This is a genomic window from Arthrobacter sp. NPDC058288 (assembly GCF_042880995.1).
Lineage (GTDB): Bacteria > Actinomycetota > Actinomycetes > Actinomycetales > Micrococcaceae > Arthrobacter.
The window spans coordinates 1,010,812-1,024,941 of record NZ_JBHVYH010000001.1 but is presented as its reverse complement, the minus strand read 5'-3'; the positions used below and the strand labels follow the sequence as shown (position 1 = coordinate 1,024,941).

At 62.9% G+C, this 14,130-nt stretch carries 15 protein-coding genes; 2 read left to right on the top strand and 13 right to left on the bottom strand.

All coding sequences use genetic code 11. From position 1 onward, the window contains the following. Positions 1–26: 26 nt before the first annotated feature. Both ACFVWT_RS04925 and ACFVWT_RS04920 read right to left on the bottom strand, forming a co-directional pair. Positions 27–827, bottom strand: coding sequence for an alpha/beta hydrolase (locus tag ACFVWT_RS04925; RefSeq protein ID WP_390245754.1), 801 nt, complete (start codon positions 825–827; stop codon positions 27–29). A gap of 10 nt (positions 828–837) precedes the next feature. Next, a complete protein-coding gene (locus ACFVWT_RS04920; protein WP_390245752.1) occupies positions 838–1,182 on the bottom strand; it encodes an ATP/GTP-binding protein in 345 nt (114 codons plus the stop codon). An 80-nt stretch (positions 1,183–1,262) separates the two neighbouring features. Between ACFVWT_RS04920 and nucS the strand changes: the two genes are divergently transcribed. Together nucS and ACFVWT_RS04910 are read left to right on the top strand one after the other, a co-directional pair. Further along, complete coding sequence (gene nucS / locus ACFVWT_RS04915) at positions 1,263–1,958, top strand: endonuclease NucS (protein ID WP_011692440.1); 696 nt, start codon at positions 1,263–1,265, stop codon at positions 1,956–1,958. A gap of 296 nt (positions 1,959–2,254) precedes the next feature. Next, positions 2,255–2,458: a cold-shock protein gene (locus ACFVWT_RS04910; protein WP_011692441.1), complete on the top strand. Its 204-nt coding sequence runs from the start codon at positions 2,255–2,257 to the stop codon at positions 2,456–2,458. 180 nt (positions 2,459–2,638) lie between these two features. Here ACFVWT_RS04910 and ACFVWT_RS04905 read toward each other — a convergent pair whose 3' ends face one another. The 11 genes from ACFVWT_RS04905 to atpB all read right to left on the bottom strand — a co-directional run bounded on the left by ACFVWT_RS04905 (position 2,639) and on the right by atpB (position 14,106). Next, positions 2,639–5,275 carry a phosphatidylglycerol lysyltransferase domain-containing protein gene (locus tag ACFVWT_RS04905; RefSeq protein ID WP_390245750.1) on the bottom strand — a complete coding sequence of 879 codons (2,637 nt, stop codon included), beginning with the start codon at positions 5,273–5,275 and terminating at the stop codon, positions 2,639–2,641. Beyond that, positions 5,272–6,618: an alpha/beta hydrolase gene (locus tag ACFVWT_RS04900; protein WP_390245748.1), complete on the bottom strand. Its 1,347-nt coding sequence runs from the start codon at positions 6,616–6,618 to the stop codon at positions 5,272–5,274. Before ACFVWT_RS04900 ends, ACFVWT_RS04905 begins: the two co-directional genes overlap by 4 nt. A gap of 5 nt (positions 6,619–6,623) precedes the next feature. Then, positions 6,624–7,055 (bottom strand): DUF2550 domain-containing protein, encoded by a 432-nt coding sequence (locus ACFVWT_RS04895; protein ID WP_390245746.1) that lies wholly within the window; start codon positions 7,053–7,055, stop codon positions 6,624–6,626. 10 nt (positions 7,056–7,065) lie between these two features. Continuing rightward, positions 7,066–7,350, bottom strand: coding sequence for a F0F1 ATP synthase subunit epsilon (locus tag ACFVWT_RS04890; protein WP_011692445.1), 285 nt, complete (start codon positions 7,348–7,350; stop codon positions 7,066–7,068). Between the two features lies 1 nt (position 7,351). Next, on the bottom strand, positions 7,352–8,806 hold the full coding sequence (atpD, locus tag ACFVWT_RS04885; RefSeq protein ID WP_011692446.1) for a F0F1 ATP synthase subunit beta: 1,455 nt from the start codon (positions 8,804–8,806) through the stop codon (positions 7,352–7,354). An 82-nt stretch (positions 8,807–8,888) separates the two neighbouring features. Next, a complete protein-coding gene (locus tag ACFVWT_RS04880; RefSeq protein WP_011692447.1) occupies positions 8,889–9,782 on the bottom strand; it encodes a F0F1 ATP synthase subunit gamma in 894 nt (297 codons plus the stop codon). 76 nt (positions 9,783–9,858) lie between these two features. Then, a complete protein-coding gene (gene atpA, locus ACFVWT_RS04875; RefSeq protein ID WP_011692448.1) occupies positions 9,859–11,496 on the bottom strand; it encodes a F0F1 ATP synthase subunit alpha in 1,638 nt (545 codons plus the stop codon). An 82-nt stretch (positions 11,497–11,578) separates the two neighbouring features. After that, positions 11,579–12,406 (bottom strand): F0F1 ATP synthase subunit delta, encoded by an 828-nt coding sequence (locus tag ACFVWT_RS04870; RefSeq protein ID WP_390245743.1) that lies wholly within the window; start codon positions 12,404–12,406, stop codon positions 11,579–11,581. Further along, on the bottom strand, positions 12,406–12,954 hold the full coding sequence (locus tag ACFVWT_RS04865) for a F0F1 ATP synthase subunit B (protein ID WP_011692450.1): 549 nt from the start codon (positions 12,952–12,954) through the stop codon (positions 12,406–12,408). Before ACFVWT_RS04865 ends, ACFVWT_RS04870 begins: the two co-directional genes overlap by 1 nt. A 52-nt stretch (positions 12,955–13,006) precedes the next feature. Beyond that, the gene (gene atpE / locus ACFVWT_RS04860) at positions 13,007–13,225 is read right to left on the bottom strand and encodes an ATP synthase F0 subunit C (RefSeq protein ID WP_011692451.1); all 219 of its coding nucleotides are present in this window, start codon (positions 13,223–13,225) and stop codon (positions 13,007–13,009) included. An 80-nt stretch (positions 13,226–13,305) separates the two neighbouring features. Then, on the bottom strand, positions 13,306–14,106 hold the full coding sequence (gene atpB / locus ACFVWT_RS04855) for a F0F1 ATP synthase subunit A (protein ID WP_043482560.1): 801 nt from the start codon (positions 14,104–14,106) through the stop codon (positions 13,306–13,308). Positions 14,107–14,130: the final 24 nt, after the last annotated feature.

Sequence of the window (14,130 nt, the reverse complement as noted above, 5' to 3'; positions counted from 1 at the left end):
GTAAACCGCTGACGGCTTTCCGGGGCTTACGGCGCTGCCGAGGCCACGGGCCCGTTCCATTCCTGTGGCAGGCCGTCGGGGCCAGCGCCCCGCGCCGTGACCTCGTCCACGATTTCGTTGAGCACGCGGGCGGCGTACTTCTCCCCCACCCACAGGTGCTTGGCACCGTCGACCCCTACCACCTCGGCCTGCGGCACCAGGCTGAAGCGCTCCTCAGCGGCCGCAGGCTGGAGGTAGTCGTCGTGCTCGGGAACCAGCACCTTCAGGGGCTTGCCTGCGGCTGCCCACTCCCGCAGGTGCACGTCGGTGGCACGGTGCAGCGGGGGTGAAAGCAGCACGGCACCTTCCACCAGGGATGCCACCGGCTCCGTTGCGCCATACATCAGCGCCAGTTCAGTTCCGAACGACCAACCCACCAGCCAGCGGTTGGGCAGGTTCCTGGAGGCTGCGAACCGGACGGCCGCCTCGACATCGAGCCGCTCGCCGATGCCCTCCTCGAACCGGCCCTCGCTGGTGCCGCGGGGAGAACCGGTCCCCCTGGTGTTGAACCTGAGGACGGCGACGCCGGCGAGTGCAGGCAGCCGGTAGGAGGCCTTGCGGTACACGTGCGAGTCCATGAAGCCACCGTGGGTGGGGAGGGGATGCAACGTGATCAGCGTGGCGTTGATCCCGCCCGATTCCGGGACAGCCAGCTCGCCCACGAGGACGTGACCATCCTCGGTGCGTAATTCGATGTTTTCCCGGCGGGCCGGCAGGACTGTTGAAGCCCGGATGGCGGTTGCTTCGGAAGGCTGGCTGAATACGAACGACGCCGGGTCAAAAGTCATGACTACCAGCTTAGCGATAGCGGTACGTGCGTGACGTCCAGCAGTTGGAGTGCCAGTGCCGGCGCTCCGCGAGTCCAGCGGCTGCGCCGAACAGGTGGTCCTCGGACCAGACCACCAGGTGCTCCACCCCGGGGAGGACCGCTGTTGAGCATCCCGGGCAGATATAGGCCTTTTCGGCACGTTTGGCCGTCATGGTGCGGACCATCCACTCGCCGTCGGGGGCGCTTTCCCGCCGTGCGATCCCCGACCGGGCACGCTCAAGGTCCAGCTCCGGCACAGGGCCGGCGGCGTGCTTGCGGCTGGCCTGTCCCAGCTTTCCGGAGGCGGCACGGCGGGGGCGGTTGGAACGCGGCATGAGTCCATTCTGCCCCAGCCCGCGGCCTGTGCTGTCGCTGCGCTGTTCCCGCCGCCGGCCCAGACGGTAGTGTTGATCGGGTGCGTTTAGTCATAGCCCGTTGTTCTGTTGATTATGTCGGCCGCCTCAAGGCCCATCTCCCTCTTGCCACCAGGCTTCTGCTGGTCAAGGCGGACGGTTCCGTGCTGGTGCACTCCGACGGCGGCTCCTACAAGCCGCTGAACTGGATGAGCCCCCCTGCCAGCCTTCGGGTCTCCACCCCGGACGAAGTGGACCTGGAGCTCGGCGTCACTGAACAGTGGACCGTCCAGTCCGCGAAGACCGACGACCGGCTCATCATCAACATCCACGAGCAGTTGCACGACACCTCCCATGAACTGGGACAGGATCCCGGCCTCATCAAGGACGGCGTCGAGGCTGACCTGCAGCGGCTGCTGGCTGACCAGATCGAGCGGCTCGGCACCGGTTTTTCCCTGATCAGGCGCGAGTACTTCACGGCCATTGGTCCGGTTGACATCCTGGCCAGGGACGCCGACGGCGCCACCGTGGCCATTGAGCTCAAAAGGCGCGGCGATATTGACGGCGTCGAGCAGCTGACGCGCTACCTTGAGCTTCTCAACCGCGACCCGCTGCTGGCACCGGTCCGCGGCATCTTCGCCGCGCAGCAGATCAAGCCCCAGGCCAAGGTCCTGGCCAACGACCGCGGCATTGACTGCGTCACCCTGGATTACGACGCCATGCGCGGCGTGGACGACAGCGAATCGCGCCTCTTCTAAACGGCGGACGGCTCACTGACTCCGCACACTGTCATAACGGCCCGGTTCATGAGGGCTTTACGCAAAATTTATCGAATTCCCTCTTTTGCCCGTTGACCTGACGCACCCCACGTGAAATTCTTATATAAGTCTTTGTGTAGGTGTTTTTCATGCTCGCAAGACATGTTGCGAGCGCGAAGCTTCGTCAGCTAGTGTCCGGTACCACCGGGCGGCAAGCCAGGATTCTTCTCGCGGAGTGACCAAGTACGGCACGAAGTGTGCCGGGCTTAAGCAAGTTCCACAATGAGGAGAAATAAATGGCACAGGGAACCGTCAAGTGGTTCAACGCTGAAAAGGGCTTCGGCTTCATTACCCCGGATGACTCCGATGGTGATGTCTTCGTTCACTACTCCGAGATCCAGACCGGCGGATTCAAGACCCTCGACGAGAACCAGCGAGTTCAGTTCGAGATCGGTCAGGGCGCCAAGGGCCCCCAGGCTACCGGTGTAACTCTGGTCTAGTCCCTCGTCGGAATGCCGCCTGTTGGCGGCGTCCTACGAATTGATGATCCCCGGCATTAGTGCCGGGGATCATTTTTTTGGGTAATTTACGTTGGCCCCGATCGCCGCATTGTTGCTTGTCACAAATGTTTTCTGAATCTGAAATCATGATGCCCATAAACTTCAACCGGCGTTGTGGAATTAGCGGACCATCGTCCTCAGGAGCCGGGCGCTCTGGCGGACCGAAAGGCCCGGCAGATAGGCCCGGCTCAGGGCCCGGCCGATCGCGGGCAGTTGCAGCGGGTCCTGGTAGTAGAGGTAAAGCGTGCGGTAATCAGGTTTGAACCGGGATTTGAAAGTGGCCAGGGAACGGAATCCATACACCGGCTCGAGTGCCCGCCCCACCACATCAAGGATCGCAGTAAGGGCTTCGGGCTCCCGCCCCCTCCCCCTGTCCGGCTCCTGGTCCGTGTCCCGGCCGGTTTCCTGGTCCGTAGTATCCCGTGGTGCGCCGGACACAGACTCTTCGCCGGGCTCCTTGGCCAAGGGTGAGCCGGAGAGGGAAATAACTTCAACCGAATTTCGCAGCTCAAGCACTGCGGAGGCGATCAGGAACTCCATGACTCCGGGTAATCCGTCCTCCCGCCGGCGCATGAAATCGAGCGTCCAGCTGACCACGCGTCCCTGCTCGAATACCGGTAGCCAGCTGGTGACGCCATGCACCAGGCCGTCAGGGCCAACCGCGACGCAGCACAGCACGTCGTCATCCATCAATTCGTCCATGCCTCCGAGCGTAAATCCCATCTCCGGAACGGATTTCTGCGCAGCCCATTCCTCGGATACCTCAAGCAGCTGGGCGCGCAGCGCGGCAGGAAACCCGCTGTAACGTCCCCAGACGGCCGTGACGCCGGTCTTTCGCGCACGGTTCAGTGCGGTGCGGACGTTCTGCCACTCTTTGCCTTTGAATTCGAGCTCCCTGACGGCCAACCGCGTCTCCTGCGCCACGGCCACCCTGCTGTACGCCCGGGAGCGCAGCATGGGCCACAGCTCGTCCGTGCAGGAATAGAAGCACGGAACCAGCGCATGCTCGGCGCAGTACTGGATGAACCCGGCGGCGGCTTCCTCCCGCAGTGCCGGGTCGCCGAAGGGCCCGCCCAGCGTCAGGGCAACACTGCCATGCTGCTGATAGGCCACACCTGCGTCCCCGGCGGGTGTGAACCAGTATTTGTTCGGTTCCCAGAGCGCCATCCAGGACAGGGAGTCGCCGCCACGGCGCACCAGCCGGCGGGCCACATCCCTCTCCCCAACACCCGCGCCGGCACCGTGGTTCCTCCCCAGAAGCACCACCCAAACGCCCGCCAGTGCAACCGCCCAGAACACAATGCCGGAATAGGCGAACAGGAAGGCCTCCACCGACTGCCGGTCCTGGAAGACCCGGTTGTAGAGGCTGGGGATGGGAACCGGAAGATATTGCCGTGCCAGCTCGGCTGCCAGCCCGGACAGTCCGCCGTCCCGGTCCATTCCGCCCGCTCCAAGCCAGGCGATGGTGTAGGTACCGGCGAGTGCAAGCCAGGTTCCTGCCAGTACCCGGGTCAGGGTGCGCCGTCCTCTTGTCGACGTTTCCACACGGAACTGGCGCCGGTTGATCCACAACAACGCCATAAGGAGCAAGGGAACAGCCACGAGCGGGAGCACGTGGACGAATCCTGAGCCCATGACAGCTGTGTGCGGCCGTGACGGGTAATGGGGTATCCGGGCAAACAGCGTGAGGTACACGGCAGACAAGGCAGTGACGGCCAGCTGGACTCCGATGGTGATCCGCCAGGCAAGCCTGCGGCCGCGCCGCAGGCCGTCCGCGCAGATCAGCAGCAGCAGCACGGGCACCACGGCCAGCGCAAGGCCCAGCGGTCCGGCAAACCCCGTCCGCCCGATTTCCAGGCAGCTCACGTCCACAGTGCCGCCGCAGTTCTGCTCCAGCTGGCTCAGGGTGGGTAGCGGGTTCAGGACTACGTCCCGCAGCAGCGCCAACGGTCCGGTGGGGCTGCGCACGGCGGCCGTCAGGATGGGGCCGACAGCGAAAATTCCCACGATCAGCGACAGCAGGTTGCGCGTCTCGCGACCGGTGGAGCGGTGCCGGTGGAGGGTTCCCTGGTCGCTCTGGATCCACCACCCGGCAGCCAGCCCTGCCAGGGCACCCAGGAACCCGACGACCGTCTCAGGATGCCCCACGTAGAGGACCAGGAGCAGGGACGCTGACACTATGCCCGTACGAAGCCGCCGTTGCCACAGCGTGGGGGCCAGGCCGCTGGCCCCCAGCACGGCAGCCAGCACGGCAGCGTAGGGGCCAATGAGCCGTGCGTCCACCATGAGGCCCAGCCATCCGTCCCCGGCGAACCGGGCGAGCTGGGTGAACAGCAGAAAAAGCGAGACGGCCGCAAACTGGCCGCCGAAGAAGAACGCCGCGGTCCGCACCGTGCCCAGCCTGCGCTCGGCCAACCCCAGGAACAGCAGGATCATCGCTCCGGCCGTGAGGTACGCCGCCGGGTTCGTGGCGAAGAAGAGCGATGTAAACATGGACCACCACTGCCCGTCCTTCAGGGCGGTCGCGTGCACCGAGGCCACCTCAAGAAGTGCTTCCGGAGGCCCGGACAGGAAGCTGTTGGTTACCGCACCCGTGCCAAGGAACAGGCCAAGGACAGCAAGGGTGAACGGCACGGCCTTGAAATGCTCCTGCACGCGGCGCAGCGTCCGGCGCGCAACGTCAGCCCACCTGACGCCGCCATCCCGTACGGCGCCCCTCCTGCCGATCACCTGAAGAGCCTTACGCCGCTCGCTCATGGCACGATTCCCCACCTTGATGCCATGAAATCCAGGGCAGCGGGAAGGGCCTTGGACGCGGCCTCCCATGAATGTCCGGTGTTCGCCACAGGCTGCGCCTGAACGGAGAAGCCTGCCCGCCGGGCCGCTGCGGATAGCTCATCCATGTAGGCAAGGAATTCCGGATCCCGCGCACCGGCGGCGAAATAGACTGAATGACCCTCAAACCGCCCTTTGAGCATGATGTTCAAGGGAGTCTGCTCGTCAAAGGCAGCAACATCGCCGCCGAACGACGCATCAATCGTCTTCTGCCGCTCCTTGGCCAGCGCCGGTTCCCGTTCGCTCGAGAACGCAAGGACCGAGGCATAGATGTCGGGATGGCGGGTACCCATCTGCAGCGCGCAGGTGGCACCAAAGGAAAACCCGCCGGCAGCCCACTGACGGTGATCTGCGTCGACGTCCAGGGTCTGCCCGATCCAGCGCGGTACATCCCGGGCAAGAAATGTGTCTGCCTTGGCAATGCGGCTGTCCATGCACAGAGTATTGGCCGACGCAGTTCCGTTGGGATCCACCACCACGACAACCGGCGCCACGCCGTCGTGGTCCGCTGCAAAGCGGTCCATCCGGCTGCGCAGGGCCCCTCCTGTGAGCCAGTCGGCCGGCCCTCCGGGCTGTCCGGAAAAGAGGACAAGGACAGGCAGCGCGGGGCGGGGCACGGCCTGGTAGGCGGGCGGAAGGTAGACGTACGCCTCACGGCTGCTGAAACCCGAAACAGTGCCCGGGATTTCCGCCTTCCGCACCACGCCGTCGGCGGGCATTCCCTCCGGCGGTCGCCAGGCGGCCAGGGCGGTAGGGGCGGCGGCCCCGGGCTGGCGTTCCAAACCGGCTTCGAGCGGCTGGATCCTGGCTACTGCGGTGCCCATGAGATCGCTGACCGTGTGGTTGAGGCCGAAGTAGGCGTTGATCTGGACGGCACCCAGCAACAGGACTCCGAGGATCGACGCCACGGCGGCGGTCCTCCCCCGCCAGGCCGGCCGGCCGGGCGCCGGAGGGGAGGCCACCGGCAGCGAAGACCGTCGAAGGTTCCACAGTCGGAGCAGGCCGAGGAAGAGGGCGAAGACCATCGCCACAAACCACGCGAGCACTTCGCGCGGGAGACTTTCGGGCAGAGTCGAAAAAGTGTAGATCAGCAGCCAGTGCACCCCGGCCACAACGCCGGCGGCCAGCAGGAGGGCAGCACCAGCGCTCAGGAGCCAGCGGCGTCCGCGGGCCCACAGCAACCAGCCAAACCCGGCGGCACCGGCGCCCCAGGCAATCCACAGTACGGGTCCATCAGTCAAATGGACGTCAGCGACAAGATCCACCGGCGTTAGCGCCAGGTGCCCACACCGATGACCGGCCCGGCTTCCAGCCACGAGGACAGTCCTGTGTAGGCATCGAACTTCATGGCCAGCAGGACGTCCTGGCCCTCGTAGTGAAGTTCCACGATGACCGAGTCGGGCTGGACCTTCACGAGTTCCGCTTCAGTGGGCTGGCGGCGTCCCACGAGCTCCAGCGAACTGCGCCGGAAGGTGTATTTGGGGCGGACACTGAGCGAGAGCAGCTTGAACCACTCAAGGTCGTTGTCCTGATAACGACAAACCCCCATCTGCCAGCTTTTTCCAGCCGTGCAAATGGAGGCGTCCACTGTGCCCAGGGCACGCCGCAGGTTAAAGCGGCGTACCCCGGACAGGCACAGTGCAAAAATCAGCAACGCAAAGACAGTTGCCAATGCGATGAACGGAAAACCAGGATCGTTCATCAAGGTCGTGCTAGCGGATCCCCGCAGTAGCTGCTTCACCCATTTGGGCGTTGTCAGCGACAATGACCACCCTGTTGTTGTCAACGGAGAAGAATCCTCCGTCGACAACTACAGCAATGCGTTCACCGGAAACCGGCTCAATGGCCAGTTCACCCTCGGCCAGAATCGCCAGCAGGGGCGAGTGGCCGGGCAGGATTCCGATTTCACCATCGCTGGTGCGGGCCTTGACCATCTTGGCCGCTCCGGACCACACGAAGTGATCCGCTGCGACAATCTCAACCTCAAGCTCAGCCATATTACTTGGTCTGTTCCTGGATCTTGGCCCACTGGCGCTCAACGTCATCCAGGCCGCCGACGTTGAAGAACGCCTGCTCTGCAACGTGGTCGAGCTCGCCGTCGCAGATGGCGGTGAAGCCTTCCACCGTGTCCTTGATGGAAACCGTGGAGCCTTCGACGCCGGTGAACTGCTTGGCGGTGTAGGTGTTCTGGGAGAGGAACTGCTGGATGCGGCGTGCACGCGACACGACGATCTTGTCCTCTTCAGACAGTTCATCGACACCGAGGATGGCGATGATGTCCTGGAGTTCCTTGTTCTTCTGCAGGATCTGCTTCACACGGACAGCCGTGTTGTAGTGGTCCTTGCCGATGTACTGGGGGTCCAGGATACGGGAGGTCGACGTCAGCGGGTCCACAGCCGGGTACAGACCACGGGATGCGATTTCACGGGAAAGTTCCGTGGTCGCGTCGAGGTGTGCGAACGTGGTGGCCGGTGCCGGGTCGGTGTAGTCATCCGCGGGAACGTAGATGGCCTGCATCGAGGTGATGGAGTGGCCCTTGGTGGACGTGATGCGCTCCTGGAGGAGACCCATCTCGTCGGCAAGGTTCGGCTGGTAACCCACGGCGGACGGCATGCGGCCGAGGAGGGTGGAAACCTCGGAACCTGCCTGCGTGAAGCGGAAGATGTTGTCAATGAAGAGCAGCACGTCCTGGTTCTGCACATCGCGGAAGTACTCCGCCATGGTCAGTGCGGACAGCGCCACGCGCAGACGCGTTCCCGGCGGCTCGTCCATCTGGCCGAATACAAGGGCGGTGTCCTTGAGGACGCCTGCCTCTTCCATTTCAACCCAGAGGTCGTTACCTTCACGGGTACGCTCACCGACGCCGGCGAACACCGAGGTGCCGCCGAAGTTGCGGGCAACACGGGTGATCATTTCCTGGATCAGCACGGTCTTGCCGACACCTGCACCGCCGAAGAGGCCGATCTTTCCACCCTTGATGTACGGGGTGAGGAGGTCGATCACCTTGATGCCGGTTTCCAGCATCTCGGTGGAGCCTTCGAGGGTCGCGAAGGCGGGAGCCTTGCGGTGGATAGCCCAGTGATCCGACGCCTGGATCTCGGACTCGTCAACATCAAGCGGCTTGCCGAGGACGTTGAAGATGTGACCCTTGACGCCGTCGCCGACGGGCACGGTGATGGGCGAGCCGGTGTCCACAACGTTGGTGCCGCGGACGAGTCCGTCGGTAGCCTGCAGGGAGATGGCGCGAATGAGGTTGTCGCCCAGGTGGAGGGCAACCTCGAACGTGATGGTCTTGGTCTCACCGTTGAGAGTAATCTCCGTGGTGAGTGCGTTGTAAATCGAGGGGATTGCGTCAGCCGGGAATTCGACGTCGACAACCGGGCCAATAACACGTGCAATACGGCCGGTAGCACCGGACGTTGCGGCTACGTGTTCGGTAGCGGTGGCAGTCATCTCTCTCACTTCACTCAGTAGATGGCGTGGGGGTTAAGTTTATCTTTTGGTGCAGGTACAGCTGGATCCGGTACCGTGCTGGCTAGGACGCGTTCAAGGCGTCGGCACCGGCCACGATTTCGGAAAGCTCCTGCGTAATTTCAGCCTGGCGGGCAGTGTTGCGCAGACGCGTGTACTTCTTGATGAGGTCCGTGGCGTTGTCGCCGGCAGACTTCATCGCCCGCTGACGGGCTGCGAGCTCGGAAGCTGCTGCCTGCAACATGGCGGCGAAGATACGTGATTCGATGTAGCGCGGCAGCAGAGCATCGAGCACCTGCTCCGTTTCCGGCTCGAATTCGTAGAGCGGCAGGAGGTCCGATTCGGACGCGGCCTGCTCTTCGACGACCTCGAGGGGAAGCAGGCGGATGACCGTCGGTTCCTGCGTCACCATGGACTTGAAGCGGGTGTAGACAACGTGGATCTCGTCCACGCCTCCCTCTTCGTAGGCGGTGGCAAAATCCTCGAGCAGCGCTGCGCCGATTTCCTGAGCGGTCGCAAACACCGGTGAATCGGTGTTCCCGGTCCATACCTGTGCGTAGGGACGGTTGCGGAAGTCGAAGTACGCCTGCGCCTTGCGGCCGACAACGTACGTCTTGACTTCTTTGCCTTCCTCACGGAGCAGCTCGGTGAGGCCTTCCGCCTGCTTGAGCACACTTGCCGAGTAGGAACCTGCGAGGCCACGGTCCGAAGTGATGACCAGGACGGCGGCACGGCGGATCTGCTCGGGCTCGGTGACCAGCGGGTGGTCGATTTCACTCTGGCTTGCGACAGCAGAAACGGCACGCGTGATTGCGTTTGCGTAAGGCAGTGAAGCCGCTACGCGTGCGCGGGCCTTGCCGATGCGCGAGGTAGCGATCAGTTCCATCGCCTTGAAGATCTTGCGCATCGACGTCGTCGAGCTGATCTTCTGGCGGTAGACCCGAATCTGGGCTCCCATACTTATCCTTTCCTAAGATCCCGATGGCCGGGACTGCCGGAACCCTTCCGGGTCCCGGCAGTCCCTGCCAGCGAAACTAGCGCTTCTGCTTGACGATTTTTTCCTGGTCGACCTGCGCCTCGTCGATGGGGGCGTATTCCTCATGCCCCGCACCAACCAGGAGGTTGTCGCCCTCGCCGAAGAAGCCCTTCTTGAAGGCCACGATCGAGGTCTTCAGTGCTTCAGCGGTGTCATCGTCCATGACGTTGGTCTGTGCCAGCGTCGTCAGGATGGAGGACTTGTGCTTGAGGTGCTCCAGGAACTCGGTCTCGAAGCGGCTGATGTCCTCAACCGGAACGTCGTCCAGGTAGCCGTTGGTACCGGCCCAGATGGACACAACCTGGTTCTCGACCGGGAACGGCGAGTACTGGCCCTGCTTGAGCAGTTCCATCAGGCGTGCACCACGGGTCAGCTGCTGGCGCGATGCGGCATCGAGGTCCGACGCGAACATTGCGAACGCCTGCATGTCGCGGTACTGGGCCAATTCCAGCTTCAAAGTACCGGAGACCTTCTTCATGGACTTCACCTGCGCTGCACCACCCACGCGGGAAACGGAGACACCCACGTCGACGGCGGGACGCTGGTTGGCGTTGAAGAGGTCCGACTGCAGGAAGATCTGGCCATCGGTAATGGAGATCACGTTGGTCGGGATGTAAGCGGAGACGTCGTTTGCCTTGGTCTCGATGAGCGGCAGGCCGGTCATCGAGCCTGCGCCCAGCTCGTCGGAGAGCTTGGCACAACGCTCCAGCAGACGGGAGTGCAAGTAGAAGACGTCGCCCGGGTAGGCTTCGCGTCCCGGCGGGCGGCGGAGGAGCAGTGAAACTGCACGGTAGGCCTCAGCCTGCTTGGAGAGGTCATCAAACACGATGAGGACGTGCTTGCCGCCATACATCCAGTGCTGGCCGATAGCCGAACCGGCGTAAGGAGCCAGGTACTTGAAGCCTGCGGGGTCGGACGCCGGGGAAGCCACGATGGTGGTGTATTCCAGTGCGCCGTTGTCCTCGAGCGTCTGGCGAACAGCCGCGATGGTGGACGCCTTCTGGCCGATGGCCACGTAGATGCAGCGCACCTGCTTGGTGACATCTCCGGAAGCCCAGTTGGCCTTCTGGTTGATGATGGTGTCGATGGCGATTGCCGACTTGCCGGTCTGGCGGTCGCCAATGATCAGCTGACGCTGGCCGCGGCCGATCGGGATCATGGCGTCGATAGCCTTCAGACCGGTCTGCATCGGTTCGTGAACCGACTTACGCTGGGTCACGCCGGGCGCCTGGAGTTCCAGTGCACGGGTGGTTTCAGCCTTGATTTCGCCGAGGTCGTCGATCGGCTGGCCCAGCGGGTCAACCACGCGGCCGAGGAAGGCGTCGCCAACCGGCACGGACAGAACCTGACCCGTGCGGTGGACTTCCTGGCCTTCTTCGATTCCGGTGAAGTCACCGAGGACGATGACACCGATTTCGCGGACGTCGAGGTTCTGGGCCAGGCCCAGCGTGCCGTCTTCGAAACGAAGCAACTCGTTCGCCATGACCGAGGGAAGGCCCTCAACACGGGCGATGCCGTCACCTGCGGTGGTCACACGGCCGACCTCTACGCGCTCTGCGTTTCCGGGTTCGTAGGACGCCGCGAACTCGTTCAACGCAATACGGACGTCGTCGGCGTTGATGGTCAATTCGGCCATCTGCAGTCCCTGCTCTCCTGTTTTCGTGATCATCGTTGTCACGATGACCGGGGTTTCTATCAGTTAAGTTGTGCTTGTCCGGCTAGCCGGCAAGCTGACGCTGGAGCTGGCCCAGGCGGGTAAGCAGCGAAGCGTCAACCACTTCGTCACCAACCTGGATCCGGATGCCACCGATCAGTGCCGGGTCAACGTTCATGTTGATCTTGAGCTCGCGCCCGTACAGGGCGTTGAGCCCCGCCTGCAGCCGGCTGGTCTGCATCTCCGTCAGCGGACGGGTGACGCTGACCGTTGCGATCCAGCGCTGCTGGCGCTTGGCTGCAAGTTCCGCGAACCGACGCACAAGGCTGGTCGCCTTGAGGCCACGGGGATGCGAAACTGCCTGTCCGATAAGGACTTTCGCTTCCTCGCTCGCATTGGGAACGAGCTTTTCGGCGAGGGCAATCTTGGCAGCCGGGCTCGCCTGCGGCTCGGACAGAGCACGCTGTACCTCGTGGCTGGAATCAACGGCGTGGTTGAAGGCGAACAGATCGTTCTCCAGCGTTTCCAGTCCGGTGATTCCTGAGGCAGAGACGGCCGACTTGTTCTCAGCAACGGCAATTACCACCGAAGCGGCAAGAGTCTCGAGTGCATCGCCGATATCCCGAGCCGACGCCCAGCGTGAACCGGCCAGTCCGCTCGCAATTTCCGCAGCGTCGGTGGAGACTTTCCCACCGAAGAGCTGCTTGACCAGTGCCGACTTTTCGTCGCCGCTGCGGGACGGGTCAGTCAGGGCACGGCGCAAGCCGGCCGAGCTGTCCACTGTTCCCAGGATTCCGAAGAGTTCCTTTGCCAACTGCAGCGAAGCGAAGGGAAGCTTGGCTTCCAACGCAACCAGCGCCGCGGTCAGCGATTCGCTCGATACACCTGCCATTACTTAGCTGCACCTGCGTTCTGGTTCTCCAGATCTGCCAGGAAACGGTCAACCACACGGGCTGCACGTGCATCGTCGCTCAGTGACTCGCCGACGATGCGGCTTGCCAGGGTGGTGGCCAGCGTGCCGACTTCGGCGCGCAGGGACACAACGGCCGCCTGACGCTCGGACTCGATCTGCGCGTGGGCGTGGGCGGTGATGCGGGCAGACTCTGCGGCTGCCTTTTCCTTCAGGTCCGCCAGGATCTGGGCGCCTTCTGCACGGGCTTCCTCGCGGATGCGGTTGGCTTCTGCACGGGCGTCGGTGAGCTGCTGCTTGTACTCTTCGAGTGCAGCAGAAGCCTCTGCCTGGGCCTTTTCGGCCTTGGCAATGCCACCTTCAATAGCCTCGGCACGCTCTGCGAACGTCTTCTCGAACATCGGGACAACGAACTTGACCACGATGTAAAAGAGGACAGCAAAGCCGGCCAGGACTACGCCCATTTCCCAAGGGTTGGGAACGAGCGGATTAGTGCCTTCGGTGGCGGCTGAGATGATCGTCTGATTCATATTTCACCCGTCCTTATCTACTCGGTTCTGGATGTTCGCTAGGTTCTAACGATTAGGAGAGAACGAAAGCGAAGACCAGGCCGAGGATGGCGAGTGCTTCAGTCAGCGCGAGGCCGAGGAATGCGATCGGCTGCAGGACGCGCTGGGCTTCCGGCTGACGTGCCACACCATTGATGTAAGCCGCGAACACGAGACCCACACCGATACCACCGCCAATAGCGGAGAGGCCGTAGCCGATGAGGTTGAGGGAGCCGTTGATGGAGCCTTCCATTTTTCTTCCTTTCAAGATGCCACCCGTGTGGCAGGTTGTTTGGGTTGCTTCATCCCCGCGAAGGGGAAGTATGTGGGTGCCTAGTGGCTGTCCGCGTGCAGTGCGCCTTCAATGTAGATGGCAGTCAGCAGCGTGAAGACGTAAGCCTGCAGCGCCATGATCAGCGCTTCCAGCATGTACATGGCGATAGCGCCGACGAGCACCAGTACGGAGGTGCCCTTGAGGAGGACGTTTTCCTGCATGACGAGGTACTCGATGCCGGATCCGGCAATCATCACGATCAGGTGTCCGGCCAGCATGGTGGCGAACAGACGGAGGCTGTGCGTGACAGGGCGGACCAGGAAGTTGGAGATGATCTCGATCGGGATAACGATCGGGAGAATATAGACCGGCACGCCCGTGGGAACGGTGGCCAGCTTGAAGTACTTGATCCCGTTCTTCTTCACGCCAATGGCGATCCAGGTCAGGTAGACGATGGCCGCCAGCACGTAGGCGCCGCCGACATGGGAGAAGCTCGGAAGCTGGATGAGCGGGATGGCGCCGTAGATGTTGTTCACCAGGATGAAGAAGAAGAGGCTGAACAACAGCGGGACGTACTTCATGAAGTCCTTGCCGCCAATGATGTCCTTGGCGATGCTGTTGCGGACGAAGCCGTAGGCGGCCTCACCCGCAAACTGCAGTTTGCCGGGAACAAGCTGCTGCTTCCGCGCAGCTAGCAGAAAGAATGTAGCGATAATGACGACCGACAGGATTACCAGCAGCATCTGCTTGGAGAATCCGTCTGCCGCACCCCACGGCAGGATTGCCGGCAGGTGCATTTCTTCAATTCCAGGAGGATTGAACTCTCCTGAATCTTGGGCCGGGAGCGCAAGCGCGATCAACGCGTTTCCTCTCTGCAGTGTCCA

Excerpts from the sequence above, each read along its gene's own strand:
- ACFVWT_RS04925 (WP_390245754.1), bottom strand. The coding sequence starts at position 827 with ATGACTTTTGACCCGGCGTCGTTCGTATTCAGCCAGCCTTCCGAAGCA.
- ACFVWT_RS04920 (WP_390245752.1), bottom strand. The coding sequence starts at position 1,182 with ATGCCGCGTTCCAACCGCCCCCGCCGTGCCGCCTCCGGAAAGCTGGGA.
- ACFVWT_RS04910 (WP_011692441.1), top strand. The coding sequence starts at position 2,255 with ATGGCACAGGGAACCGTCAAGTGGTTCAACGCTGAAAAGGGCTTCGGC.
- ACFVWT_RS04905 (WP_390245750.1), bottom strand. The coding sequence starts at position 5,275 with ATGAGCGAGCGGCGTAAGGCTCTTCAGGTGATCGGCAGGAGGGGCGCC.
- ACFVWT_RS04895 (WP_390245746.1), bottom strand. The coding sequence starts at position 7,055 with ATGAACGATCCTGGTTTTCCGTTCATCGCATTGGCAACTGTCTTTGCG.
- ACFVWT_RS04890 (WP_011692445.1), bottom strand. The coding sequence starts at position 7,350 with ATGGCTGAGCTTGAGGTTGAGATTGTCGCAGCGGATCACTTCGTGTGG.
- atpD (WP_011692446.1), bottom strand. The coding sequence starts at position 8,806 with ATGACTGCCACCGCTACCGAACACGTAGCCGCAACGTCCGGTGCTACC.
- ACFVWT_RS04880 (WP_011692447.1), bottom strand. The coding sequence starts at position 9,782 with ATGGGAGCCCAGATTCGGGTCTACCGCCAGAAGATCAGCTCGACGACG.
- atpA (WP_011692448.1), bottom strand. The coding sequence starts at position 11,496 with ATGGCCGAATTGACCATCAACGCCGACGACGTCCGTATTGCGTTGAAC.
- ACFVWT_RS04870 (WP_390245743.1), bottom strand. The coding sequence starts at position 12,406 with ATGGCAGGTGTATCGAGCGAATCGCTGACCGCGGCGCTGGTTGCGTTG.
- ACFVWT_RS04865 (WP_011692450.1), bottom strand. The coding sequence starts at position 12,954 with ATGAATCAGACGATCATCTCAGCCGCCACCGAAGGCACTAATCCGCTC.
- atpE (WP_011692451.1), bottom strand. The coding sequence starts at position 13,225 with ATGGAAGGCTCCATCAACGGCTCCCTCAACCTCATCGGCTACGGCCTC.